Source organism: Microbacterium sp. MEC084, assembly GCF_004514465.2.
Taxonomy (GTDB): domain Bacteria; phylum Actinomycetota; class Actinomycetes; order Actinomycetales; family Microbacteriaceae; genus Microbacterium.
Genome location: NZ_MYFP02000006.1, coordinates 25,982 through 48,848 on the forward strand (window position 1 = coordinate 25,982; position 22,867 = coordinate 48,848).

The window sequence follows — 22,867 nt, forward strand, 5'->3', positions numbered from 1 at the left end:
GTGACCCCGCGACGCGACCCCTCCGCGACGGCCAGCCGCCGCCCGAGGCACGGCCGCACCCGGGCGGGCGCCGTGGCGACGGTGCTCGCGACGGCCGCGATGCTCGCGGGGTGCGCCGCCGACGCGCCCCGCCCGGGCCGGTCCGATGCGCCGACGGTCTCGGCCCCGGCCGCGCCGTCCGCCTCGGCGACGGCATCGGTCGCGCCGTCGGAGCCCGCGGAGGGGTCGACGGCACTGGTGCCCGACGGCACCGCCGCCGACAACCTGGCCCTCTTCACCGAGGTCGCCGAGCGGGTGTGGGCCTCGGACCGCCGGGCCGAGGGGCGTGCCTACGTCGACGCGCTCGTCGCCGCCGGATTCGACAAGGCGGCCATGCAGGTCACCGAGGACCTGAGCACGGTCGGCAACCCCGCTGAGTCCCTGCAGTTCTCGGTCCTGTGGGGCGACGAGTGCCTGGTCGGCCAGGTCGGTCCCGACATCGGCGAGGCCGTCACGCGAGTGCTGCCCGCCCTCGAGGAGGGCACCATGTGCCTGGTGGGGGAGACCCGTCCCATCGACTGGTGAGCCGCGGGTCGCCGCCGCGGCGCCGCGCGGGCCGCATGCGCCCCATCCGTCCAGGGTCAGCGCCCTAGACTGGGAGCCAAATGGCTGAATACATCTACTCAATGGTGCGCGCCCGCAAGAAGGTGGGCGACAAGCTCATCCTCGACGACGTGACGATGGCGTTCCTGCCCGGTGCGAAGATCGGCATGGTCGGTCCCAACGGCGCCGGAAAGTCCACGATCCTCAAGATCATGGCGGGCCTCGACACGCCGTCGAACGGCGAGGCGAAGCTGACCCCCGGCTACAGCGTCGGCATCCTGATGCAGGAGCCCGAGCTCGACGAGTCGAAGACGGTCCTGGAGAACATCCAGGACGGCATCGCCATCAAGGCGAAGGTCGACCGCTTCAACGAGATCTCCGCGCTGATGGCCGAGCCGGACGCCGACTTCGACGCGCTGCTGGCCGAGATGGGCACGCTGCAGGAGGAGATCGACGCGGCCGACGGCTGGGACCTCGACTCGCAGCTCGAGCAGGCCATGGACGCGCTGCGCACGCCGCCGGCCGACGCGGCGATCGCGCCGCTGTCGGGTGGTGAGCGCCGCCGCGTGGCGCTCGCGAAGCTGCTGCTCCAGAAGCCCGACCTGCTGCTCCTGGACGAGCCGACCAACCACCTCGACGCCGAGAGCGTGCTGTGGCTCGAGCAGCACCTGCAGGCGTACAAGGGCGCCGTCATCGCGATCACCCACGACCGGTACTTCCTCGACCACGTCGCGGAGTGGATCGCCGAGGTCGACCGCGGGCGCCTCTACCCCTACGAGGGCAACTACTCGACCTACCTCGAGAAGAAGGCCGACCGCCTCGAGGTCCAGGGCAAGAAGGACGCCAAGCTCCAGAAGCGCCTCAAGGAGGAGCTCGAGTGGGTGCGCAGCAGCGCGAAGGGCCGCCAGGCGAAGTCCAAGGCCCGTCTGCAGCGCTACGAGGAGATGGCGGCCGAGGCCGAGCGCACGCGGAAGCTGGACTTCGAGGAGATCCAGATCCCGGCCGGCCCGCGCCTCGGCAGCGTGGTGATCGACGCGAAGAACCTGAAGAAGGGCTTCGACAGCCGCGGCACGCTGATCGAGAACCTCAGCTTCAACCTCCCCCCGAACGGCATCGTCGGCATCATCGGCCCGAACGGCGTCGGCAAGACCACGCTGTTCAAGACGATCGTGGGCCTCGAGCCGCTCGACGGCGGCGAGCTGAAGATCGGCGAGACGGTCAAGATCAGCTACGTCGATCAGAACCGCTCCAACATCGACCCCGACAAGACGCTGTGGGAGGTCGTCTCGGACGGTCTGGACATCATCACGGTCGGAAAGACCGAGATCCCGTCGCGCGCCTACGTGTCGAAGTTCGGCTTCAAGGGCCCGGACCAGCAGAAGAAGGCCGGCGTGCTGTCGGGCGGTGAGCGCAACCGCCTGAACCTCGCGCTCACGCTCAAGCAGGGCGGCAATCTCCTGCTCCTCGACGAGCCGACCAACGACCTCGACGTCGAGACCCTGAGCTCGCTCGAGAACGCGCTGCTGGACTTCCCGGGCTGCGCCGTGGTCATCACGCACGACCGGTGGTTCCTCGACCGCATCGCGACGCACATCCTGGCGTACGAGGGCACGGACGAGAACCCGGCGCAGTGGTACTGGTTCGAGGGCAACTTCGAGTCGTACGAGGCGAACAAGATCGAGCGCCTCGGCCCGGAGGCGGCCCGCCCGCACCGCACCACGCACCGCAAGCTGACGCGCGACTGATGCGCCGCCCCCTCGAGCAGCCGCGCATGACCCGCGTCCACATCCCGATCCACCGTCGCTGGGGAGACCTCGACGCGCTCGGGCACGTGAACAACACGTCGATGCTGAAGCTGCTCGAGGAGGCGCGCCTGCGCGCCTTCTGGCGGTCCGAGGATCCCGCCGACCAGGCGCCCACCGCTGTGTTCGACGCCGACGTGCTTGAGGGCGGCGGCGCCGTCGCGACCCTCATCGCACGGCAGGAGATCGAGTACCTCAAGCCGGTGCCGTACGGCCACAAGCCGCTCGACGTGCAGCTGTGGCTGGGGCGGATCGGCGGCTCGAGCGCCGAGGTCTGCTACGAGGTGTTCAGTCCCGCCGGCGGCGAGCCGCAGGAGCTCTACGCCCGCGCCTCAGCCGTGGTGGTGCTCGTCGACACCGCCAGCGGCCGGCCCACACGGCTTCCGGCGGCCGTGCGCGACGCCTGGGCGCCGTACGTCGAGGAGCCGATCGCCTTCGGCCGCCGCTGACCGCATCCGCGACGACCCGCGCGGCCTCAGGATGCGGGAGACTGGAAGACGGCCATCTCGCCGACCAGGGAGCCTCATGACCATCAGCACCGCCGACGCCTTCGCGCGCGAGCGATACCCGTACCTTCGCGCGCACGCGGACCGCGTCTACCTCGACTCCGCGGCGACGTCCCAGCGACCGGACGCCGTGCTCGAGGCCGAGGACGCCTTCGCGCGCACCGAGTACGCGGCCGTGCACCGCGGCTCCAGCATGGCGACGGGTGAGGCGACCTGGGCGTTCGAGGGCGCGCGCGAGAGGATCGCGAGGTTCGTCGGCGCGGGGGAGCGCGAGATCGTCTTCACCGAGAACGCCACCGACGCGCTGAACGTGGTCGCCCTCGGCCTGTCGGACGCGTCCGCCGGGCTCGGCGCGCCCGAGCTGGCCCTGAAGCCCGGCGACGAGATCGTCGTGACCACGGCCGAGCACCACGCCAACCTCATCCCGTGGCAGCGCCTCGCGCGCCGCACGGGCGCGATCCTGCGCGCGGTGCCGGTCGACGAGCACGGCGTCTGGTCGGTCGACGACCTCGCGGCCCTCGTGTCGGATCGCACGCGGATCGTCGCCTTCGCGCACGTCTCGAACGTGACCGGCCACATCGCCCCGGTCGCCGACGTCGTGGAGATCGCCCGTTCGGCGGGTGCCCTGACCGTCCTCGACGCGTGCCAGTCCGCGCCGCACCTCCCGCTTGACCTCGGCGCCCTCGGGGTCGACTTCGCCGCCTTCTCGGCCCACAAGATGCTCGGCCCGACCGGCGTCGGCGCCCTGTACGGACGCGCCGAGCTGCTCGACGCGCTGCCCCCGGCGCGGACCGGCGGGTCCACGATCACCACCGTGACGCTCGACGACGCCGAGTTCCTGCCGTCGCCGCAGCGCTTCGAGGCCGGCACGCAGCCGGTCACGCAGGCCGTCGGCTTCGGCGCGGCCGCCGAGCACCTCTCCGGCATCGGCATGGACCGCGTCCGCGCGCACGAGGCCGAGATGGCCGGCCTGCTCGTCGACGCCGTCCTCGCCGTGCCGGGCGTGCGGCTCGTGGGCCCGCAGGCGGGCGCCGAGCGCGCCGGCCTGGTGAGCTTCGTCGTCGACGGCGTGCACGCGCACGACGTCGGCCAGTTCCTGGACGATCGGGGGATCACCGTGCGCACCGGACATCACTGCGCGCAGCCGCTGCATCGCGCGCTGGGCGTCGCCGCGACCACGCGGGCGAGCGCCTACGTGTACACGACCGCCGACGACGTGGCCAGCTTTGGCGCGGCCCTCGCCGAGGTGCGCGGATTCTTCGGAGCGGACCGATGAGCGCCGAGCTCGAGAGCCTGTACCGCGAACTGATCCTGGATCACTCCCGCAACCCGGTCGGCAAGGGCGACCCGTCCACGACCGCGCACACGCACCACGAGCTCAACCCGTCCTGCGGGGACGAGATCACGATGGGCGTCACGCTCGACGCCGACGGGCGGATCTCGGAGCTCGTGTGGGAGGGGCAGGGCTGCAGCATCTCGATGGCGTCCGCGTCGGTCATGGCCGACATGCTCGCGGGCGCGCCCAAGGCGGATGCACTCGAGCGCATCGAGGAGTTCCGCACCATGCTGCGCTCCCGTGGCGCCGGCGAGCCGCCGGAGTCGCTCGAGGACGCGGCGGCGTTCCAGGGCGTCGCGAAGTACGTGATGCGCATCAAGTGCGCGATGCTCGGCTGGGTCGCGCTCGAGGCCTGCCTGAACCAGGCGTGAGGTCCCGCGGCTGATCAGCCGCGCTCGGGCACGCGCAGCATGATCTCCTGCGCCACCGTGGCGAGCAGCTCGCCGTCGCGGGCGTACAGGCGTCCCTGCGTGAGTCCGCGCCCGCCGCGCGCGCTCGGCGACTCCTGCACGTAGAGCATCCACTCGTCGGCGCGCCCGAAGCGGTGCCACCAGATCGCGTGGTCGAGGCTCGCGGTCTTGATGCCCGGCGTCGCCCAGGACAGCCCGTGCGCGCGGAGCACGGACTCCTGGATCGTGAAGTCCGTGAGATACGCGAGCGCCGCGCGGTGCAGCAGCGGGTCGTCCCCGATCGGCCGCCGCAGGCGCGTCCACACCGCCTGCCGGGGCGCGCGCTCCGCGGCCTCGAGGTAGATGTCGCCCTCGACGTGGCGCACCTCGATCGGGTTCGCCCGGATGATGAGGGCGGCCTCCGGACGCCCGCGCACGACGTCGGACGGACCCGGCAGATCCTCGGGCCCGGGCACGTCGGGCATCGGCAGCTGGTGCTCGAGGCCGGGGTCTTCATCCTGGAACGAGGCGATGCCCGAGAAGATCGGCTCGCCGTCCTGGAACGCCTGGATGCGGCGCCGCGAGAACGATCGGCCGTCGTGGATCCGGTCCACGGCGAACGTGAGCGGCTTGCGCACGTCGCCGGGGCGCAGGAAGTAGCCGTGGAACGAATGGGGAGCGCGATCGTCGGGGAGCGTCCGCCCCGCCGCGACGACGCACTGGCCCAGCACCTGGCCGCCGAAGACCCGTCCGCCGGGCATCGGGTGGGACGAGCCCGTGAAGATGTCCTCGCTCGTGCGGGCGCCGGTCTCGCCGAGCGAGAGGACGCGGAGGAGCACGTCGATCGGGTCGGCAGCGGGGGCATCCGGTCGGGTGGCGTCTGTCACCTGCTCAGTCTAGGTTTCGGACGCCTAGGCTTGATCCAGTGACCGCACGCCTCGTCCTCGCAGACGCCCCCACCGCCCAGGATGCCCTGACCTTCGCGCGCCGCGCAGCGAGGGCCGGCGACGAGGGCGTGCGGCTGCAGGCGGCGGGCGGCGTGCTCGCCATGTCGACGGCCGCGCTCGCGCCCCGAGGGCTTCTGGACCGCACCCCGACCGTGATCGGGATGCGCGTCGTCGCGGCCGACCCCGAGCTCCAGTGCGACCTGGTGGTGTCGGAGCTCTCCGAGACCGACGACGCCGCCGCGCTGGGCCTGCCGGAGACCGCGCTGGCGCCCGCCTGGGCCGGCATCGCGCCGCCGCGCGCCGGCTGGGAGCCGGTCGGCACGATCGCCGCCGCCACGCTCGCGTCCCGCGCGCAGTGGGGGATCGCCGCGGTCGCGGAGCGGGTGCCGACCGACGCCGGCGAGGACGTGGTCCGCGCCATCCGGGGAGACGTCTGGGGCGCCCCCGACGAGGCGCTGCTCGGCCTGCCGCTCGGCGTCGCGTTCGCCGCGTTCTCGCTCGGCTTCATCGGGGGCGAGGAGGACGCGCGCGTGACGTCGTCGGGCCGATGGACGCGCGTGACGCTGCACCGCGGCCATATCCTCACCCGCGGCCCGGCCGCCACGGGTCTCACCCCCGTGCGCCGCACCGGGAGTTCGCTCTAGCCCGGGCGGCGGCTTCAGGCGTTTCGACTCCGCTCCTTCGTGGCTCCGCTCAACGACCGGAGGGAGGTGTGGGCTCGAACGTGTTGACCATGGCCTGGGCGGCGCGCTCGAGGTAGTCCCAGAGCGTGGCCTCGTGCAGCGGCGACAGGCCGAGCTCGTCGACCGCCTTGCGCATGTGCTTCAGCCAGCGGTCGCGCGCGTCGGGGTTCACGTGGAAGGGCATGTGCCGCATGCGCAGGCGCGGGTGGCCGCGGTTCTCGCTGTACGTCGTCGGGCCGCCCCAGTACTGCTCGAGGAACAGGGTGAGACGCTCCTTGGCTGGGCCCAGGTCCTCCTCGGGGTACATGGGTTTGAGGACCGGGTCCTCCGCGACGCCGCGGTAGAACACGTCCACCAGCTTCACGAACGTCTCGTGGCCGCCCACCGCCTCGTAGAACGTGGTCGACGGGTGCTCGCCGTGGCCCTCGGGCCGGATTCCCATCGTCACAGCGCGGTGTCCTTTCCGTGCGGGTGCGGGCCGTCGCCGTCGGGCGCGAGCTCGGGGGCGTCGGAGGAGGGCGCCGTGTCGTCGACCGGGGCGTCGGCCCCGGCGTCCTCGGCGGCCGGCTTCGTGACAGGTCCCGCGCCGTTCCTGCCCCGGGGCCGCCACGACGGGCGCTCCGGCAGCGGCTGGGGCTCGGTGCGGGGCGGGTTCGCGCCGCGCACGCGCAGCGCGCCGTCGGCGCCCTCGAGCGTGACGGTCGTGAGGGACGGCAGCTCCAGTCCCAGGGCGTGAACGGCGTCGCGCAGGCGCATCCGGAGCTCGCGCGCGACGTCGTCCTTCGCGCTGGGCTTGGCCCGCAGCACGAGCCGGATGCTGAGCGTGTCCCCGTCGACGGACTCGAGCCCCCACACCTCGGGGTGGTCGACGATGCGGGAGCGCCAGCGCGCGTCCTTCGCGAGCTCCTCCGCGGTGGCGAGCAGCGCGTGCTCGACCTCGTCGATGTCGACGTCGGCGGGCAGGCCCAGGTCGATCACGACGCGCGACCAGCCCTGCGACATGTTGCCGATGCGCGTGACCTCGCCGTTGCGGACGTACCAGAGGGTGCCGTTCACGTCGCGCACGTGGGTGATCCGGACGCTGACGAACTCGACGACGCCGGTCGCGAGCCCGAGGTCGACGACGTCGCCGATGCCGACCTGGTCCTCGGCGACGATCAGGATGCCGTTCAGCACGTCCTTGACGATGTTCTGCGCGCCGAAGCCGAGGCCCGCGCCGATCGCCGCGCTGATGAGCGCGAACGAGCCGAGCAGGTTCGGATCGATCGCCTTCACGATCAGGATCAGCGCGATGATGACGATCGTCGTGTTGACGATGTTGTGCAGGATGGAGCCGAGCGTGCGGGTGCGCTGCACCAGCCGCACGGAGGCGAGCGGGGAGCGCTCCAGGGCACGCGTGTCGTCGACCTTGGCGCGGCTCTTGGCGCCGCGGACGATGCGGTCGACCACGCGCCGGATCAGCGAGCGCAGGAGCCACGCGATCAGCGCGCACACCAGGATGATGGCCGCGATGTGGACGAGCTTCCAGCCGATCTCGATCAGCAGCGCGAGCGCCTGCTCGGAGAAGGGCTTGACGTCTTCGGCGGTGTCGGTGGAGATCGTGGGAGTCATCCCCTCCAGCGTATGCGGCGAGCCCCGGCGCCCGCTGTGCGCGGTGCCGGGGCTCGCCGGGAGATCGAGGCGGGTCAGACGACCATCACTCGGCGTCGCGCGCCTGGGCGGCCAGCGCGCGCTCGACGCCCGCGAGGTTCTCGAGCACGATGCGGCGCAGCGCCGCGGGGGCCTCGGGGTTCTCGGCGAGCCAGGCGCGCGTCGCGGTCAGGAGCTCGGCGTCGGCGAGCGGCGCCGGGTAGAGCAGCTCGCACAGGTACTCGGCGATCTTGTACGAGCGCGACTCCCAGATGGGCAGCAGCATGTCGAAGTAGCGCGTCGTGTACTCCGGCAGCAGGTGCCGCGACGCCGGGTGCACGAAGCCGACCGACGCGGCGCGCACGAGCGTGTTCGGCAGCGTGTCCTGCTCGACCAGCGACGCCCACGCCGCGGCCTTGGCCTCGGGGGTGGGGATCGCGGCGCGCGCCTGCGCGGCGAATTCGCCGCCCTTCGCCGTGTTGTCGGCGGCCAGGGCCTCGTCGATCGCGGCGTCGTCGGCGATGCCGCCGGCCGCGAGGGAGACCAGCAGCTGCCACGACAGGTCGGTGTCGATCGCGAGGCCGTCGAGCGCGATCTCGCCCGAGCGGAGCTGCCGGACGGTCTCCCACTGCGCCGGGGTGGACGCGGCGGAGGCGAAGGCCGTCACGAACTGGAGCTGCGCGTCGCTGCCGGCCTCCGCGGCCTGCGCCAGCCGCCACAGTCCCTCGGCGACCTTCGCGCGCGCCGCCTCGCGGCCCTCGGGCGCGACGTACGCGTTCGCGGCGAGCTGCAGCTGCGCGAGCGTGGTGCGGATCGTGGTCGACTCGGTCTCGCGGCCGATGTTGCGCAGCACGAGGTCGATGTAGTCGGCCGCTGCGGACTCGGCGTCCCGGGTCTGGTCCCACGCGGCGCCCCACACGAGCGACCGGGCCAGCGGGTCGGCGATGTCGGCCAGGTGGTCGATCGCCGTCACCAGGGAGCGGTCGTCCAGGCGGATCTTGGCGTAGGCCAGGTCCTCGTCGTTGAGCAGGACGAGCGCCGGGCGGCGGGCGCCCTTGAGCTGGGGCACCTCCGTGAGGTCCCCGTCCACATCGAGCTCGACGTGGTGGGTGCGCGTGAGCGCGCCGTCGACGAGGTCGTAGAACCCGATGCCCAGGCGGTGCGGGCGGATGGTCGGGTAGTCCGCCGGGGCGGTCTGCGTGATCGCGAAGCGCGAGATCGTGCCGTCGGCCGCCTCGTCGATCACGGGCGACAGCGTGTTGACACCGGCGGTCTCGAGCCACTTCGCGGACCATCCGGACAGGTCGCGCCCGCTGGTCCGCTCCAGCTCGACGAGCAGGTCGCTCAGCTCGGTGTTGCCGAAGGCGTGCTTGGCGAAGTAGGCGCCGACGCCCGAGAAGAACGCGTCGATCCCGACCCAGGCGGCCAGCTGCTTCAGCACCGATCCGCCCTTGGCGTACGTGATGCCGTCGAAGTTGACCTGGACGTCCTCGAGGTCGTTGATCTCCGCGACGACGGGGTGCGTGGACGGGAGCTGGTCCTGGCGGTAGGCCCAGGTCTTCTCCATGGCGTTGAACGTCGTCCAGGCCTCGGTCCACTCGGTCGCCTCGGCGGTGGCGATGGTCGAGGCCCACTCGGCGAACGACTCGTTGAGCCACAGGTCGTTCCACCACTTCATGGTGACCAGGTCGCCGAACCACATGTGCGCGAGCTCGTGCAGGATCGTCACGACGCGCCGCTCCTTGACGGCGTCGGTGACCTTGCTGCGGAAGACGTACGTCTCCGTGAACGTCACGGCGCCCGCGTTCTCCATCGCACCGGCGTTGAACTCGGGCACGAAGAGCTGGTCGTACTTCTCGAACGGGTACGGGTAGCCGAACTTCTCCTCGTAGTAGGCGAAGCCCTGGCGCGTCTTCTCGAAGATGTAGTCGGCGTCGACGTGCTGCCAGAGGCTCTTGCGCGCGAAGATGCCGAGGGGGATGACCCGGCCCTCCGAGTTGGTGAGCTCCGAGCGGGTCTCCTCGTACGGCCCCGCCACGAGCGCCGTGATGTAGGACGAGATGCGCTGCGTGGGCGCGAAGCCCCACGTGGCGTTCTGGCCGTCGTCGTGGGGGATCGGCTCGGGCGTCGGAGCGTTGGAGACGACCTTCCATCCGGCGGGGGCCGTGACGGTGAACTGGAACGTCGCCTTGAGATCGGGCTGCTCGAACACCGCGAACATCCGGCGCGAGTCCGGCACCTCGAACTGCGAGTACAGGTACACCTCGTCGTCGACGGGGTCGACGAACCGGTGGAGGCCCTCGCCCGTGTTCGTGTAGAGGCAGTCCGCGTCCACCACCAGCTCGTTCTCCTCCTCGAGCTGGTCGAGCTGGATGCGGGAGTCGTGGAAGACGGCGGCGGGGTCGAGCTCGCGGCCGTTCAGCGTGATCTCGCGCACCTCGCGCGCGATCAGGTCGATGAAGGTGGACGCTCCGGGGGTCGCCGCGAATCGCACGACGCTGCGCGATCCGAAGATCTCCGCGCCCTTCGTGAGGTCGAGCGAGACCTCGTAGGAGCGCGTGTCGACGACGGCACGGCGCTCATGCGCTTCGATGCGGGTGAGGTTCTCTCCAGGCACTGATGAGCTCCCGTGGGATCTGGGTCGGGGGGTGCGGCCGCCCGTGGTGCAGGCGGCAACTGGTCAAGCCTACGTCGTCGGGCCCCTGCGCTCACGGAAGCCGGATGCGCCGCGTCCCCGGACTTCTACAGAGGTGAGAAAATGGAGCACGTGAACGAGCAGCGCGACGAGACCCAGACCACCGCAGCGACCCTCGAGCAGCGAGGCCCGCTGTTCGCCTCGGCGGCTGCATCGTCGGGGGAGCCGTTCATCGAGACGCCGGTCGCGTACGACGCGATCCTTCTCGCGAGCTTCGGCGGTCCCGAGGGGCAGGATGACGTCATCCCGTTCCTGCGCAACGTCACGCGGGGCCGCGGCATCCCGGACGAGCGGCTCGAGGTCGTCGCCACGCACTACCGTCATTTCGGCGGGGTCAGCCCGATCAACGCGCAGAACCGAGCGTTGAAGGCGGCCCTCGAGGCCGAGATCGCGCGTCGCGGGCTCGACCTCCCGGTGTACTGGGGCAACCGGAACTGGGCGCCGTTCCTCGACGAGGCCGTGACGGCCGCGGACGCCGCGGGCGATCGCCGCCTCCTGGCGATCGCCACCAGCGCCTACAGCTCGTTCTCGAGCTGCCGCCAGTACCGCGAGGACTTCGCGCGCGTCCTGACCGAGACGGGACTGGGCGATCGCGTCACGATCGACAAGGTCCGTCAGTTCTTCGATCACCCGGGATTCGTTCAGCCGTTCGTCGACGGCGTCGAGGCGGCCGTGCGTGGGTTCCTCGCCGACGGCGTGGCCCCCGAGCGCATCACCGTGCTGTTCTCGACCCACAGCGTGCCGATGCAGGACGCGGAGCGTTCCGGCCCGCGCGACGTCGACTGGGGCGAGGGCGGCGCCTACGCTGCCCAGCACTTGGCCGTCGCGGAGGCGGTCATGGCCGACATCGCGCAGCGTCTGCCGGAGGCCGCCGACGTGCCGTGGAAGCTCGTCTACCAGTCCCGCTCCGGCCCCGCCTCGCAGCCGTGGCTCGAGCCGGACATCAACGACGTGATCGCTGAGCTGCCTGACGCGGGAGCCGAAGCCGTGGCCATCGTGCCGCTGGGGTTCGTGAGCGATCACATGGAGGTCATGTGGGACCTGGACAACGAGGCGATGCAGTCCGCGGCGGATGCGGGCATCCGCGCGGTGCGGACGCCGACGCCCGGGGTCGACCCCGCATACGTGTCAGGGCTGGTCGACCTCGTGGAGGAGCGTCTGCGGGGCACACCCGTCTCCGAGCGCCCGCACCGGACCGCGCTGGGGCCGTGGTTCGACGTCTGCCGTCCAGGCTGCTGTGAGAACGTCCGCGCCGGATTCAAGCCCGCGGCCGCGGGCATCCTGCCCTGATTCGAGTCAATAGGATCGTCCCCATGCGCATCCACATCGCGACCGACCACGCCGGCCTCGAGTTCTCGACCCAGCTGCAGCACCACCTCGCCTCCCAGGGGCACGAGGTCGTCGACCACGGGCCGATCGAGTACGACCCGGTCGACGACTACCCGGCGTTCTGCATCCGCGCGGCCCAGGCGGTCGTGAGCGACCAGGCGGCGGGCGTCCCCGCGCTCGGCATCGTGTTCGGCGGCTCCGGGAACGGCGAGCAGATCGCCGCGAACAAAGTCGCGGGAGTGCGCGCGGCGCTCGTGTGGAGCATCGCGACGGCCGAGCTCGCCCGCGAGCACAACGACGCCAACGTGATCGCGATCGGCGCGCGGCAGCACTCGTTCGACGACGTGGTGCGCTTCATCGACCGCTTCATCGAGACGCCGTTCTCGAACGACGAGCGTCACGTGCGCCGCATCGCGCAGATCGCCGCGTACGAGACGGACGGGACGCTCGAGCCCGACCCGCGCGCGGCCTGATGCCCGAGGGCCATTCTGTCCATCGCATCGCGCGGCAGTTCGCACGCAATTTCGTCGGCCGGCCCGTCACGGCATCCAGCCCGCAGGGACGCTTCGCCGCGGGCGCGGCCGAGCTCGACGGGCGCGTGCCGACGCAGGCGCGCGCGGTCGGCAAGCAGATGTTCCTCGAGTTCGACGGCGACGTCTGGCTGCGCGTGCACCTCGGGCTCTACGGGGCGTGGGACTTCGCGGGCGAGATCCTCGTCGACCCGACGATCGCGGCGGCCAACGGCCGGATGGGCCAGACCAACCAGCGCGGCACGGACCTCGCCGCACCCGACGACGCGCCCGTCTTCGACGACGCGGGGGAGAACTCGCTCGCGTCGATCGGCGCCCCTCGCCGCACCCGCGTGCACGTGCGGATGTCGGAGCAGACGAAGGGGCTCGACGAGGCCGACGGCCTCGAGGCGCCCGACGCCGAGTGGCCGCCGCCCGTCGTGGGCCAGGTCCGGCTCCGCCTGATGACCGACGTCACGTGCGCCGATCTGCGCGGGCCGACCGCGTGCGTGGTCGAGACCCCGGAGCAGGTCGACGCCGTGATCGCGCGCCTCGGACCGGATCCGCTCGTGGGCGACCCGGTCGAGAACGAGGAGCGGTTCGTGCGCGCCGTGCGGCGGCGGAACGTCGCGATCGGTCAGCTGCTCATGGACCAGGCCGTCGTCAGCGGCATCGGGAACGTGTACCGGGCCGAGATGCTCTTCCGCGCGAACCTCGATCCGCACACCCCGGGCAGGGCGATCCCCGAGGAGGTCGTGCGCGGGCTGTGGCGCGACTGGGCGGGCCTGCTGCGGATCGGCGTCGAGACCGGGCAGATGATGACGATGGACGGCCTCGAGGGGGACGCCTGGCGGCGCGCCATGGCCCACCGCGACGACCGCCACTGGGTGTACCACCGCGCGGGGCTGCCGTGCCGGGTGTGCGGCACCGAGATCGTGCTCGAGGAGATGCAGGCCCGCAAGCTGTACTGGTGCCCGCGCTGCCAGCGCTGAGCGCCGCCGTACGATCGGTCTCATGCGCCAGAACCCGAGCTTCGCGTTCACCGATGTGGGCGAGCTGAGACGGCTGATCGACCGGAACCCGTGGGTGACGCTCGTCAGCGACACGGATGAGGGCCTCGTGGCCTCCCACTACGCCGTGCTCCTGGACGACGCGCGCGACGACCTCACGATCGTGGGGCACGTCGGCCGGCCCGACGATGCGATCCACGGGCTCGGGGAGCGGGAGCTGCTCGTGGTCGTCCAGGGGCCGCACGGCTACATCTCGCCCGGCTGGTACGGCGACGGCCCGGCGGTCCCCACCTGGAACTTCGTCTCGGCGCATCTCGCCGGCGTCCCCGAGATCCTGAGCACCGAGGAGAACCTCGCGGTGCTCGACCGGCTCGTCGCTCGTTTCGAGTCACGCCGCGACGACCCGCGGCTGATGTGGGAGCGTCCGAACGACCGCGACTTCGTCGAGCGGCTCGAGCGCGGCACCGTCGGCTTCCGCCTGACGCCGACGCGCGTGACCGCCAAGCGCAAGCTCAGCCAGAACCGGCCCGACGAGGTCGTGGAGACGATCATCGGCGAGCTGGCGGGCGACGGCCCGTTCCGCAACCCTGCGCTGGCCGAGGAGATGCGCCGGAGCCAGGACGCGCGCGCGGCCGCGAGGGCCCGCGCCGAGGAGGAAGCCCGATGACGGCGGCGCGTGGCGCCCGCGTGGACGTGATCTCGGATGTCCGGATCGCAGGCGAGGGCCGCGAGCTGCTTCCCCTCGCGGCGATCGATCCCGGCGCCCGGTACGACGTGCACCTCGCCCACGGGATCATCGCCGACATCGCGCCCGCGGGCGCCCTGCCCCGGCGCGGCACGGTGCTCGACGCGGACGGCGCGTGGCTGATCCCGGGGCTGTGGGACCACCACGTGCACGTGCTGCAGTGGGCGCTCGGCCTCGAGCGGGTCTCGGTGAAGGACGCCGCGTCGCCCGCCGAGGCCGCGCGGCTCGCGGCAGCCGCGCCGGTGCGCTCCGACGGGCGCCGGATCGCGGTCGAGATGCGCGACGCGCTGTGGCCCGAGCCGCCGTCGACCGCGGCGCTCGACGCCGTCACGGGCGACGTGCCGACCTACCTGCTCAACCTCGACCTGCACTCGGTGTGGATGAACTCGGCCGCGCTGCGGCGCGAGGGGATCGCGTCGGACGGCGTGGGCGTCGTGCGCGAGGAGGCGGCGTTCGCGATCGCCCGGGTGCTGAACGACGTGCCGGTCGCCGACGGGGACGCGGCCGTGGCGCGCGCGGCGCAGGCGGCGGCCGGGCGCGGCCTGGTCGGGCTCGTAGACCTCGACATGACGTGGAACGAGGACCCGTGGCGTCGCCGGCTGGCCGGCGGGTTCGACGCGCTGCGCGTCGACTTCGGCATCTACCCGCAGCACCTCGACCGCGCGGTCTCCCTGGGCCTGCGTTCCGGGGATCCCCTCGACGCGTCCGAGCTGGTGCGGGTCGGCCCTCTGAAGGTCATCACGGACGGGTCGCTCGGCACGCGCACGGCGGCGTGCTCGCACGGCTATGCCGACGACCCCGCCAACCACGGCGTGCTCACGGTCGGAGACGACGAGCTCGTGGAGCTCATGACCGCCGCGACCGCGGCCGGGATCGGATGCGCGATCCACGCGATCGGGGATGTCGCCAACACGCGCGCGCTCGACGCCTTCGGCGCGACGGGGGCCGTCGGCCGGATCGAGCATGCGCAGCTCGTGCGCCATGCCGACCTGGCGCGGTTCGCGCGTCTCGACGTGGGCGCGAGCATCCAGCCGGCCCACGCAGTCGACGACCGCGACCTCGCCGACGAGCTGTGGCCGGGGCAGACCGCCTTGGCGTATCCGATGCGGTCCCTGCGCGATGCGGGCGCGAACCTGCTGCTGGGCTCGGACGCGCCGGTCGCGCCGCTCGACCCGTGGGCGTCGATGGCGGCCGCGGTGTTCCGGACCCGTGACGGCCGGGCGCCGTGGCGCCCGGAGGAGCGTCTCGATCCGGCGACGGCCCTGGCCGGCTCGACATACGGCGGCTCGCTGGCGGGCGCGCGCATCGAGCCGGGCGCTCTTGCGGATCTCGCGGTCGTCGCCCACGACCCGCTGACGGCTTCGGAGCCGGACCTGAGGACCATGCCGGTGCACGCCACGATGATCGCGGGGCGCCTCACCCACCTCGCCTGAGGGCGGCGAGCACACGACGAAGGCCCCGGACGCGTCCGGGGCCTTCGTCGTGGAGGCGGCTTACTCGGCGATGTGGGCGACGAGGAACCAGCGGTCCTTCTCGAGGCCCGCCTTGATGCCGATCGCGATGTCCTGGCTGGTGAGGTCGATCTCGTCCAGGCCGTCGATGGCGGCCTGGAGGTCGGCGATCACCTTGTCGATGTCCGCGACGACCGCGCGGATGACGTCGCCCGACTGCGCGAAGCCGGCGGACACCGCCGTGCCCGCGCCCTTCTGGGCGACGGCCTCGAGTCGTGCGTCGATCGGGAGGCCGAGCGCGACGATCCGCTCCGCGGCCTCGTCCGCCCAGGCGCCGGCGTGCTCGACGAGGGTGTCGAGGAACTCGTGCACGCCGATGAAGTTCGCGCCGCGCACGTGCCAGTGCGCCTGCTTGCCGTTGACCGTCAGGGCCTGCAGGCCGAGGACGACGGGGGAGAGGAACTGCGAGGCGCCCGCGGCGACGGTCGGGTCGGCGGCAGTGGTCGAGATGGTCTGGTTCTTGCTCATGACGTTCCTCCGGTTGATGGCTCAGGTGCCTTCTACGTAGCTCCAACGCTACTCACGCCACGGCATTCCGCAAGCAAGTGAAGGCTGGGCTAATTACCGCTTCACCGGGGGAAAGCAAGGCTATCCATACCTCGGGTGGGCGCACGTCGCGCTTGCCGCCCCCGGATGGATGCCCCGCCTCGCTCAGGCGGGGACGATGTGCGCATCCGGGCCGGGGAACACCAGGCCCTCGTGTCCGTCCGCCCACCGCACCAGGTACGGCGGCTCCCCGTCGGCGCCGCGCACCTCGAGCACCACGGCCTCACGGCGGTGCTGCTCGGCGGTGTGGCCCTCGACCACCAGTCGATCTCCGCTCTTCGCGCCCATGTGCGACCTCCCGTCCTCTTCGAATGGGCCTGTCTCCACGATGCTCCGAAGGGCCGGTCCAGGCAAGGGCCCGGAGGCGCTCGGGCGCACGAGGGCCTAGCATCGGCCTCATGCCGGTCTCGACGCTCGCCTCGATCCTCCCGCTCGACGACGACGTGCCCGCCCTGCACCCCGACGCGTTCGTGGCGGACGGGGCGCGCATCGTCGGCGCGGTCGCGCTGGGCGACCGGGCGAGCGTCTGGTACAACGCCGTGGTGCGCGGGGACGTGGAGTCGATCACGATCGGGGCCGGGAGCAACCTGCAGGACAACGTCTCGGTGCACGTGGATGCCGCGAATCCGGTGGAGATCGGCGAGCATGTGTCGGTCGGGCACAACGCGGTCGTCCACGGCTGCACGATCGGCGACGGCTCGCTCATCGGCATGGGCAGCGTCGTGCTCTCGGGCGCGGTGATCGGCGCCGGAAGCCTGGTCGCGGCGGGCGCGGTGGTGCTCGAGGGCACGGAGATCCCGCCGCGGTCCCTGGTCGCGGGCGTGCCTGCGAGGGTGCGCCGGGAGCTCACGGACGAGGAGGTCTCGTCCCTGCGCGCCAACGCGGAGCGCTACGTCGCCCACGCCGAGCGGCACGGCTCGGCGCTGAGGGGGAGCTGAGCGGTCTCAGCCCGCGACGAGGTCGTGCGCGAGATGCGCGGCCTCGGCCCGGTTCGACGCGCCCAGCTTGCGCAGGATCGCCGACACGTGGACGCTCGCGGTCTTGCCGCTGATGAACAGCCGCTCGCCGATCTGACGGTTGCTCAGCCCGGCGGACACGAGCTCCAGCACCTGACGCTCGCGCTCGGTGAGGCCGTCGGCGGGAGTGCGTGAGCCGTCGCGGAGCAGGCCGCTGGAGCGTCCGAAGCCGAGGGCCGCGTCGCGCACCGCCAGCACGCCGAGCGCCTCGGCCTCGTCGACGGCGTGCTGGAGCGTCTCGCGCGCCGCGGCACGGTCGGCGTCGGCGAAGCGCGCCTGGGCGAGCCGCAGCCGGCTGTACGGGCGCACGAGGACGGGCAGCCGCTCGTCCGCGGCCGCCGTCGCGGCGGCGTCCCAGGCTGCGGCCGTCTGAGCGAGCTCGGCCTCGATGAGAGGGCGCCAGGCCGCGTGGGTGGGCCACCACGCGAACCGGTCGAGGATCGCCCGCAGGGCGGCCGGGGCACCATCCGCCGCATCGGCGTCGACCGTGCCCTCGCCCGCGCGCGCGATGACCCGGGCGACGCTCCAGCCGAAGGGCGGCACGTGCCCCGGATGAAGGCGCTCGGGATCCGCGGCGAGCAGCGCCTGCGCGTGGCGCCAGGCCGCGGCCACGTCGTCGGTCGCGAGCGCGACCTCGGCCGACACGTGGCTCACGGTCAGCCTCGACTGCAGCTCGAAGGCTCCCGTGGACGCGAACATCGCGAGCGACCGCTGCAGGGTCTCGTGCGCGCCCTCGGCGTCGCCCCGCCACAGCTGCAGCCAGGCCTTCCCGCGTGCCAGATACGAGCGCGAGGTCGACGGCGGGGCGACCTGAAGGGACCGGTCCAGCAGCTCCGCTGCCTCGTCCCAGCGGCCGAGCGCCATGAGCGGGTCCACCGCGTTCGAGGCGAGCACCATGCCCGATGTGCGGTCCGCGCCGAGCCTGCGCGCGGCGACCATCCCCTCGCGCGCGATGTCCAGCGCCCGCGGGAACTCGCCCAGGTGGAACGCGAGATCGGACGCGTTGACCCAGTACCGCAGCAGCGCCGTGCCGTCCTCGCCCGCGAGCTCGCGCGCCCGCTCCAGACCCGTGATCGACTCCTGTACGCGCCCCAGATGACCGTGGCACAGCGCGGCGATGTTGACGCCCACGGACTCGAGCCGCCGTGCTCCCGCCGCATGCGCGAGCGCCGCGCCCTCGGTCGCGAGGGTGAGCGCATCCTCGTCGTCGCCGTTCAGCATCAGCCGGCCGGCGAGCGAGATCATGACGTCCGCGCGCATGGTCTCGATGCCGGGCTGCGAGGCCAGCCCGTCGAGCGTCGCGAGCGCCGCGCGATACGCCTCGACGGCCCCGGGCCTGGCGATCTGCGCGAGACCGCGACCCTGGTTGTTCAGCAGCCGCGCGTGATCCAGCGTGCCCGGTGGGCATTCCGCGAGAGCGGACCTCAGCACCGCGAGCGAACGCTCCACGTCGCCGGCGTTGCGCAGATACGTCGCCGTGCGCCCCATGAGCTCGAGGCGGGACATGCCGCCGGTCGCCTCCGGATCGTCGACCACGTCCCACAGCGAGAGCGCGCGCTCGGCGTGCTGCGCCGCCGACGCGTAGCCCATCGCGGTGCGCGCCTCGCGCATCGCGCGCAGCCAGGCGGGGAACGCGCGGCGCGCGTCGCGGGCGCCGGACCAGTGGTGGGCGACGGACGCGGCGACCGGCCGCCCGCGACCGGCGCAGGCCTCGTACTCGAGCGCGTAGCGCTCGTGCAGCCGCTCCCGCTCGCCGGGCAGGACGTCGTCGAGGATCGCCTCCCGCACGAGGGCGTGCCGGAAGCAGTAGCCGGTCTCGGTCGCGAGGATCACGCCGGACGCCACCGCCTCGCGGATCGCGGGTTCGATGTCGTCGGGCTCCGCTCGGAGCACGGCGGCCAGGAGGTCGTGGTCCACCTCGACGCCCCCGACGGCGAGGTGGCGCGCGATCCGCTGGGCCTCTTCGGACAGGCGCTCGTAGCGCACGAGCAGGAGCTCGCGAAGGCCCTCCGGGAGCTGGGGCGCGCCGTCGCGGCACCCGTCGAGGTCGACCAGCTCCTCGATGTAGAAGGGGACCCCGTCGGTGCGCTCGAGGAGCGCGTCGACCTCGGCCTCGGCGGGCGGGGCGCCCGTCAGGGCCTGCATGAGGAGCCGTGTGCCGCGGCGGTCCAGCCGCGCCAGCTCGACGCGCCTCGCGCGCCGGTCGCGGGCGAGCTCGGCGAGGAACGGCCGCGCGACGTGCCCGCGGCCGATCTCATCGGAGCGGAACGTGACGACCAGGAGGACGCGGGCGTGCGCGAGCGCCCTCGTGAGGAAGCGCAGCACGGCGAGGCTCGCCGGATCGACCCAGTGCAGGTCCTCGATCACGAGCACGACCGGCGCATCCGCGGCCGCGGCCTCGAGCAGCAGCGCGATCGCCTCGTGCAGTCCTCCGCCCGCGGCCGGCGCGCCGGGGTCGCCCAGCTGCGGGAACAGGCCCTGCAGCGCACGATGACCGCCCGCTCCGACGACCGCGCGCAGCTCGTCGCCGTAGTCGATCGCGAGCGGCCGAAGCGCACCCGCGATCGAGGTGTAGGCCTCGCCGGCGCCGCCGAGGTCGACGCAACGCCCCACGAGCACGCGCGCCTCGCGGGCGTGGCGCTCGAGGAACTCGGTCACGAGGCGGGTCTTGCCGATGCCGGCCTCGCCGCCCACGACGACCGTGCGCGGCTCGCCCGCGGCGACCTCCGAGAGGGCGGCCGCCAGCTCCGCGAGCTCGGTGTCGCGCGCGACGAGATCGACTGTGTGCGGTCTCACCTCTTCATGGTCGCACCGGCCGCCGACATCGGCGCCGGCCGCGGCGACGAGATCAGGCACCGAGCCGCGGCAGCAGCCGGTGGAGCGCCCGCCGGGGCCGCGCGCCGGAAGCCGGACGCTCCTCCCGCCGCTCCTCGAGCGCGCGCAGGCGCGCGATCCGGAGCTCGGCGGCGCGGACGTCCTCCTCGTACCGGATGATCCCGATCATCGGATCGATGTGCATCTCCCGCTCCATCCCCTGTGGTGGGGCCGCACTGTCGGCGGCCGATGGGTCCACGCTCGTCTCTGAGGTGGGGCGGGGACGTCGGGAGGATGCCGTATCTCTCGTGCTCCGGGGCCCGGTCGCCCGCATAAGGCGGGAGCGTCGGGGGTGGTGCGCGGAATCGGCTAGACTCGAACGCGCTGCCCGGCAGCCCCGGGGATGTAGCTCAATGGTAGAGCCCCAGTCTTCCAAACTGGCTACGCGGGTTCGATTCCCGTCATCCCCTCCGCACGCGGCCCCGTGAAGACCCGCCGACTTCGTCGGCTAGACTTCACGGGGCCGTTTCGTGTTCCCAGCGGGGGATCCCCGGGGCGTAGCTCAGCTTGGTAGAGCGCCCGCTTTGGGAGCGGGAGGCCGCAGGTTCAAATCCTGTCGCCCCGACATACGGCCACCCAGACCTATGAGCCCGACGCGCGGCCTGCGCGCGGGCACCGCAACGAGGAGAACGAAACCTTATGGTCAACAGCACCGTCGAGAAGCTCAGCCCGACGCGGGTGAAGCTGCACATCACGGTCAGCCCCGAGGAGCTCAAGCCGAGCATCCAGCACGCCTACGAGCACATCGCCCGCGACGTGCAGGTCCCCGGCTTCCGCAAGGGCAAGGTTCCGGCTCCGATCATCGACCAGCGCATCGGCCGCGGCGCCGTCATCGAGCACGCCGTCAACGAGGGCCTCGACGGGTTCTTCCGCGCCGCCGTCGCCGAGCACGAGCTGAAGATGCTCGGCCGCCCGTCGGCCGACATCGTCGAGTGGCCGAGCGAGAAGGACTTCTCGGGCGACCTGGTCGTCGACGTCGAGGTCGACGTGCGCCCCGAGTTCGACCTGCCCGACTACGAGGACCTCACCATCACGGTCGACGCGACCGAGGTCGACGAGTCGGCGCTCGACGAGGAGCTCGACCGCCTGCGCGCCCGCTTCGGCACGCTCATCCCGGTCGACCGCCCGGCCGCCAAGGGCGACTTCGTCGAGCTGGACCTGGTCGCCACGATCGACGGCAACGAGATCGACCGCGCCGAGGGCGTCTCGTACGAGGTGGGCTCGGGCGAGCTGCTCCAGGGCATCGACGAGGCCATCGAGTCGCTCACCGCGGGCGAGGCCACCACGTTCCGCTCGACGCTCGTCGGCGGCGACCACGCCGGCGAGGAGGCCGAGGTGGCCGTGACGGTCAAGGCCGTCAAGGAGCGCGAGCTGCCCGAGGCCGACGATGACTTCGCACAGATGGCGAGCGAGTTCGACACGATCGCCGAGCTGCGCGACAGCCTGCGCGAGCAGGTCGAGTCGCGTGGCGCGTTCTCGCAGGGCTCGGCGGCGCGCGACAAGCTCGTCGAGACCCTCCTCGAGAAGGTGGAGATCCCGGTCCCCGCGCAGCTCATCGAGGACGAGGTGCACAACCACCTCGAGCAGGAGAACCGCCTCGAGGACGACGCGCACCGCGCCGAGGTCGCGGAGGCCAGCGAGAAGCAGTTCCGCACGCAGATGCTGCTCGACGCCCTCGCCGAGAAGCTCGAGGTGCAGGTCTCGCAGGACGAGTTCACGCAGTACCTGATCCAGATGTCGGGCCAGTACGGCATGGCGCCGCAGCAGTTCATCGAGGCGCTCCAGCAGGGCAACCAGCTGCAGGCGGTCATCGGCGACGTGGCCCGCAACAAGGCGCTCGCGATCGTCCTGGGCAAGGTCGAGGTCGTCGACACCAACGGCAAGGCCGTGGACCTGTCGGGCTTCGCCGCGACGGACGAGGACGAGGCGGTCGACGCCGAGGAGGCCGCCGAGAAGCCCGCGGCGAAGAAGGCCCCCGCCAAGAAGGCGCCGGCCAAGAAGGCCGCGGCCGAGGAGTCCGCGGACGCCGACGAGGCTCCGGCCGAGAAGGCTCCGGCCAAGAAGGCGCCCGCCAAGAAGGCTCCGGCCAAGAAGGCCGCCGCCGAGGAGGCCCCGGCCGAGGAGGCCGAGGCCCCCAAGAAGACCACGCGCAAGAAGAAGGTCGAGGCCGAGGCCGCGGAGTGATCCGCGACTGACGCCCGCGAGGGGGACGGATGCCGTGGCATCCGTCCCCCTTTCCGCACCCCGAGGAGGACCATGACCGCTCACGGCTTCGACGACTGGCAGCGGCGGATCGACGCGGTCTGGGCGGATCCCGCGCTGACGGATGAGGATCGCGTGGCGCGCATCGACGCACTGGCCGCCGAACGGGGCCCGGATGACGCGGTCGCGCTGTTCGAGCGCGCCGGCGCGCGCGACAGCGCGGGCCTCGAGACCGAGGCGGAGCCGCTGTACCGGCGCGCGATCGAGGCGGGGCTGGACGATTCCCGGCGGACGCAGGCGACCATCCAGCTGGCGAGCACGCTGCGCAACCTGGGCCGCGTGGACGAGAGCCTCGCATTGCTGCACGCCGAGTCGGAGCGCGGAGGCGCGCTGCGCGACGAGCTCGCCGCGTTCACGGCCCTCGCCCTCGTCTCGAGCGGCGATCCCGTGCGGGCGGCGTCCGTCGCGCTGACGGCGCTCGCTCCGCACCTCGGGCGCTACTCGCGCTCGGTCACCGCCTACGCGGCCGAGCTCGTCGAGGTCCGCGAGCCCTGAG

At 72.4% G+C, this 22,867-nt stretch carries 22 protein-coding genes and 2 tRNA genes; 16 read left to right on the plus strand and 8 right to left on the minus strand.

What is annotated here, in order from left to right; genetic code table 11:
* The 5 genes from B5M43_RS07745 (at position 1) to sufU (ending at position 4,597) form a co-directional block, all read left to right on the plus strand.
* Positions 1-564 (plus strand): hypothetical protein, encoded by a 564-nt coding sequence (locus B5M43_RS07745; protein WP_230667800.1) that lies wholly within the window; start codon positions 1-3, stop codon positions 562-564.
* 80 nt (positions 565-644) lie between these two features.
* Positions 645-2,327, plus strand: coding sequence for an energy-dependent translational throttle protein EttA (gene ettA, locus B5M43_RS07750; protein WP_055991305.1), 1,683 nt, complete (start codon positions 645-647; stop codon positions 2,325-2,327).
* Positions 2,328-2,353: 26 nt separating this feature from the next.
* Positions 2,354-2,833, plus strand: a complete 480-nt coding sequence (locus B5M43_RS07755; RefSeq protein ID WP_055991507.1) for a thioesterase family protein — start codon at positions 2,354-2,356, stop codon at positions 2,831-2,833.
* A gap of 76 nt (positions 2,834-2,909) precedes the next feature.
* Positions 2,910-4,166, plus strand: coding sequence for an aminotransferase class V-fold PLP-dependent enzyme (locus tag B5M43_RS07760; protein WP_082543103.1), 1,257 nt, complete (start codon positions 2,910-2,912; stop codon positions 4,164-4,166).
* On the plus strand, positions 4,163-4,597 hold the full coding sequence (sufU, locus tag B5M43_RS07765) for a Fe-S cluster assembly sulfur transfer protein SufU (protein ID WP_055991311.1): 435 nt from the start codon (positions 4,163-4,165) through the stop codon (positions 4,595-4,597). The genes B5M43_RS07760 and sufU overlap by 4 nt, the downstream gene beginning before the upstream one ends.
* Positions 4,598-4,611: 14 nt before the next feature.
* On the opposite strand, the gene B5M43_RS07770 is transcribed toward sufU, so the two are convergent.
* A complete protein-coding gene (locus B5M43_RS07770; protein WP_055991314.1) occupies positions 4,612-5,502 on the minus strand; it encodes an acyl-CoA thioesterase II in 891 nt (296 codons plus the stop codon).
* Between the two features lie 38 nt (positions 5,503-5,540).
* On the opposite strand from B5M43_RS07770, the gene B5M43_RS07775 reads away from it, so the two are divergent.
* On the plus strand, positions 5,541-6,206 hold the full coding sequence (locus B5M43_RS07775; protein WP_134745490.1) for a hypothetical protein: 666 nt from the start codon (positions 5,541-5,543) through the stop codon (positions 6,204-6,206).
* 49 nt (positions 6,207-6,255) lie between these two features.
* On the opposite strand, the gene B5M43_RS07780 is transcribed toward B5M43_RS07775, so the two are convergent.
* The 3 genes from B5M43_RS07780 to pepN form a co-directional block, all read right to left on the minus strand.
* Entirely contained in the window at positions 6,256-6,687 is a 432-nt protein-coding gene (locus tag B5M43_RS07780) for a globin (RefSeq protein ID WP_055991320.1), read from the minus strand.
* Positions 6,688-6,689: 2 nt separating this feature from the next.
* Positions 6,690-7,856, minus strand: a complete 1,167-nt coding sequence (locus tag B5M43_RS07785) for a mechanosensitive ion channel family protein (RefSeq protein WP_082543104.1) — start codon at positions 7,854-7,856, stop codon at positions 6,690-6,692.
* Between the two features lie 85 nt (positions 7,857-7,941).
* Positions 7,942-10,491, minus strand: coding sequence for an aminopeptidase N (gene pepN / locus B5M43_RS07790; protein WP_134745491.1), 2,550 nt, complete (start codon positions 10,489-10,491; stop codon positions 7,942-7,944).
* Between the two features lie 210 nt (positions 10,492-10,701).
* Here pepN and B5M43_RS07795 point away from each other — a divergent pair, with 210 nt between their 5' ends.
* From B5M43_RS07795 to B5M43_RS07815, 5 genes are read left to right on the plus strand one after another with little or no spacing between them, the layout of a single operon-like run.
* Positions 10,702-11,859, plus strand: coding sequence for a ferrochelatase (locus B5M43_RS07795; protein WP_055991510.1), 1,158 nt, complete (start codon positions 10,702-10,704; stop codon positions 11,857-11,859).
* A gap of 23 nt (positions 11,860-11,882) precedes the next feature.
* Positions 11,883-12,371: a ribose-5-phosphate isomerase gene (locus B5M43_RS07800; protein WP_055991326.1), complete on the plus strand. Its 489-nt coding sequence runs from the start codon at positions 11,883-11,885 to the stop codon at positions 12,369-12,371.
* Positions 12,371-13,399: an Fpg/Nei family DNA glycosylase gene (locus B5M43_RS07805; RefSeq protein ID WP_055991329.1), complete on the plus strand. Its 1,029-nt coding sequence runs from the start codon at positions 12,371-12,373 to the stop codon at positions 13,397-13,399. Before B5M43_RS07800 ends, B5M43_RS07805 begins: the two co-directional genes overlap by 1 nt.
* Before the next feature lie 22 nt (positions 13,400-13,421).
* Complete coding sequence (locus B5M43_RS07810) at positions 13,422-14,084, plus strand: FMN-binding negative transcriptional regulator (RefSeq protein WP_055991332.1); 663 nt, start codon at positions 13,422-13,424, stop codon at positions 14,082-14,084.
* Entirely contained in the window at positions 14,081-15,595 is a 1,515-nt protein-coding gene (locus B5M43_RS07815) for an amidohydrolase (protein ID WP_134745493.1), read from the plus strand. The genes B5M43_RS07810 and B5M43_RS07815 overlap by 4 nt, the downstream gene beginning before the upstream one ends.
* A 60-nt stretch (positions 15,596-15,655) precedes the next feature.
* On the opposite strand, the gene B5M43_RS07820 is transcribed toward B5M43_RS07815, so the two are convergent.
* Positions 15,656-16,141, minus strand: coding sequence for a Dps family protein (locus tag B5M43_RS07820; RefSeq protein ID WP_055991338.1), 486 nt, complete (start codon positions 16,139-16,141; stop codon positions 15,656-15,658).
* A 183-nt stretch (positions 16,142-16,324) separates the two neighbouring features.
* Positions 16,325-16,507 (minus strand): DUF1918 domain-containing protein, encoded by a 183-nt coding sequence (locus tag B5M43_RS07825; RefSeq protein ID WP_055991341.1) that lies wholly within the window; start codon positions 16,505-16,507, stop codon positions 16,325-16,327.
* Positions 16,508-16,617: 110 nt separating this feature from the next.
* Between B5M43_RS07825 and B5M43_RS07830 the strand changes: the two genes are divergently transcribed.
* Positions 16,618-17,157: a gamma carbonic anhydrase family protein gene (locus tag B5M43_RS07830; protein WP_055991344.1), complete on the plus strand. Its 540-nt coding sequence runs from the start codon at positions 16,618-16,620 to the stop codon at positions 17,155-17,157.
* A 6-nt stretch (positions 17,158-17,163) separates the two neighbouring features.
* On the opposite strand, the gene B5M43_RS15315 is transcribed toward B5M43_RS07830, so the two are convergent.
* Both B5M43_RS15315 and B5M43_RS07840 read right to left on the minus strand, forming a co-directional pair.
* Positions 17,164-20,031 (minus strand): AAA family ATPase, encoded by a 2,868-nt coding sequence (locus B5M43_RS15315; protein ID WP_167626762.1) that lies wholly within the window; start codon positions 20,029-20,031, stop codon positions 17,164-17,166.
* A 52-nt stretch (positions 20,032-20,083) separates the two neighbouring features.
* Positions 20,084-20,254, minus strand: coding sequence for a hypothetical protein (locus tag B5M43_RS07840; protein ID WP_167626763.1), 171 nt, complete (start codon positions 20,252-20,254; stop codon positions 20,084-20,086).
* A gap of 194 nt (positions 20,255-20,448) precedes the next feature.
* Between B5M43_RS07840 and B5M43_RS07845 the strand changes: the two genes are divergently transcribed.
* From B5M43_RS07845 to B5M43_RS07860, 4 genes are all read left to right on the plus strand, one after another.
* Positions 20,449-20,519, plus strand: a tRNA-Gly gene (locus tag B5M43_RS07845).
* Positions 20,520-20,600: 81 nt separating this feature from the next.
* Positions 20,601-20,674 (plus strand) — tRNA-Pro (locus B5M43_RS07850).
* Positions 20,675-20,748: 74 nt separating this feature from the next.
* Complete coding sequence (gene tig / locus B5M43_RS07855; protein WP_134745495.1) at positions 20,749-22,293, plus strand: trigger factor; 1,545 nt, start codon at positions 20,749-20,751, stop codon at positions 22,291-22,293.
* A 72-nt stretch (positions 22,294-22,365) separates the two neighbouring features.
* Positions 22,366-22,866, plus strand: a complete 501-nt coding sequence (locus B5M43_RS07860; protein ID WP_055991353.1) for a tetratricopeptide repeat protein — start codon at positions 22,366-22,368, stop codon at positions 22,864-22,866.
* The last annotated feature ends 1 nt before the right edge of the window (position 22,867 follow it).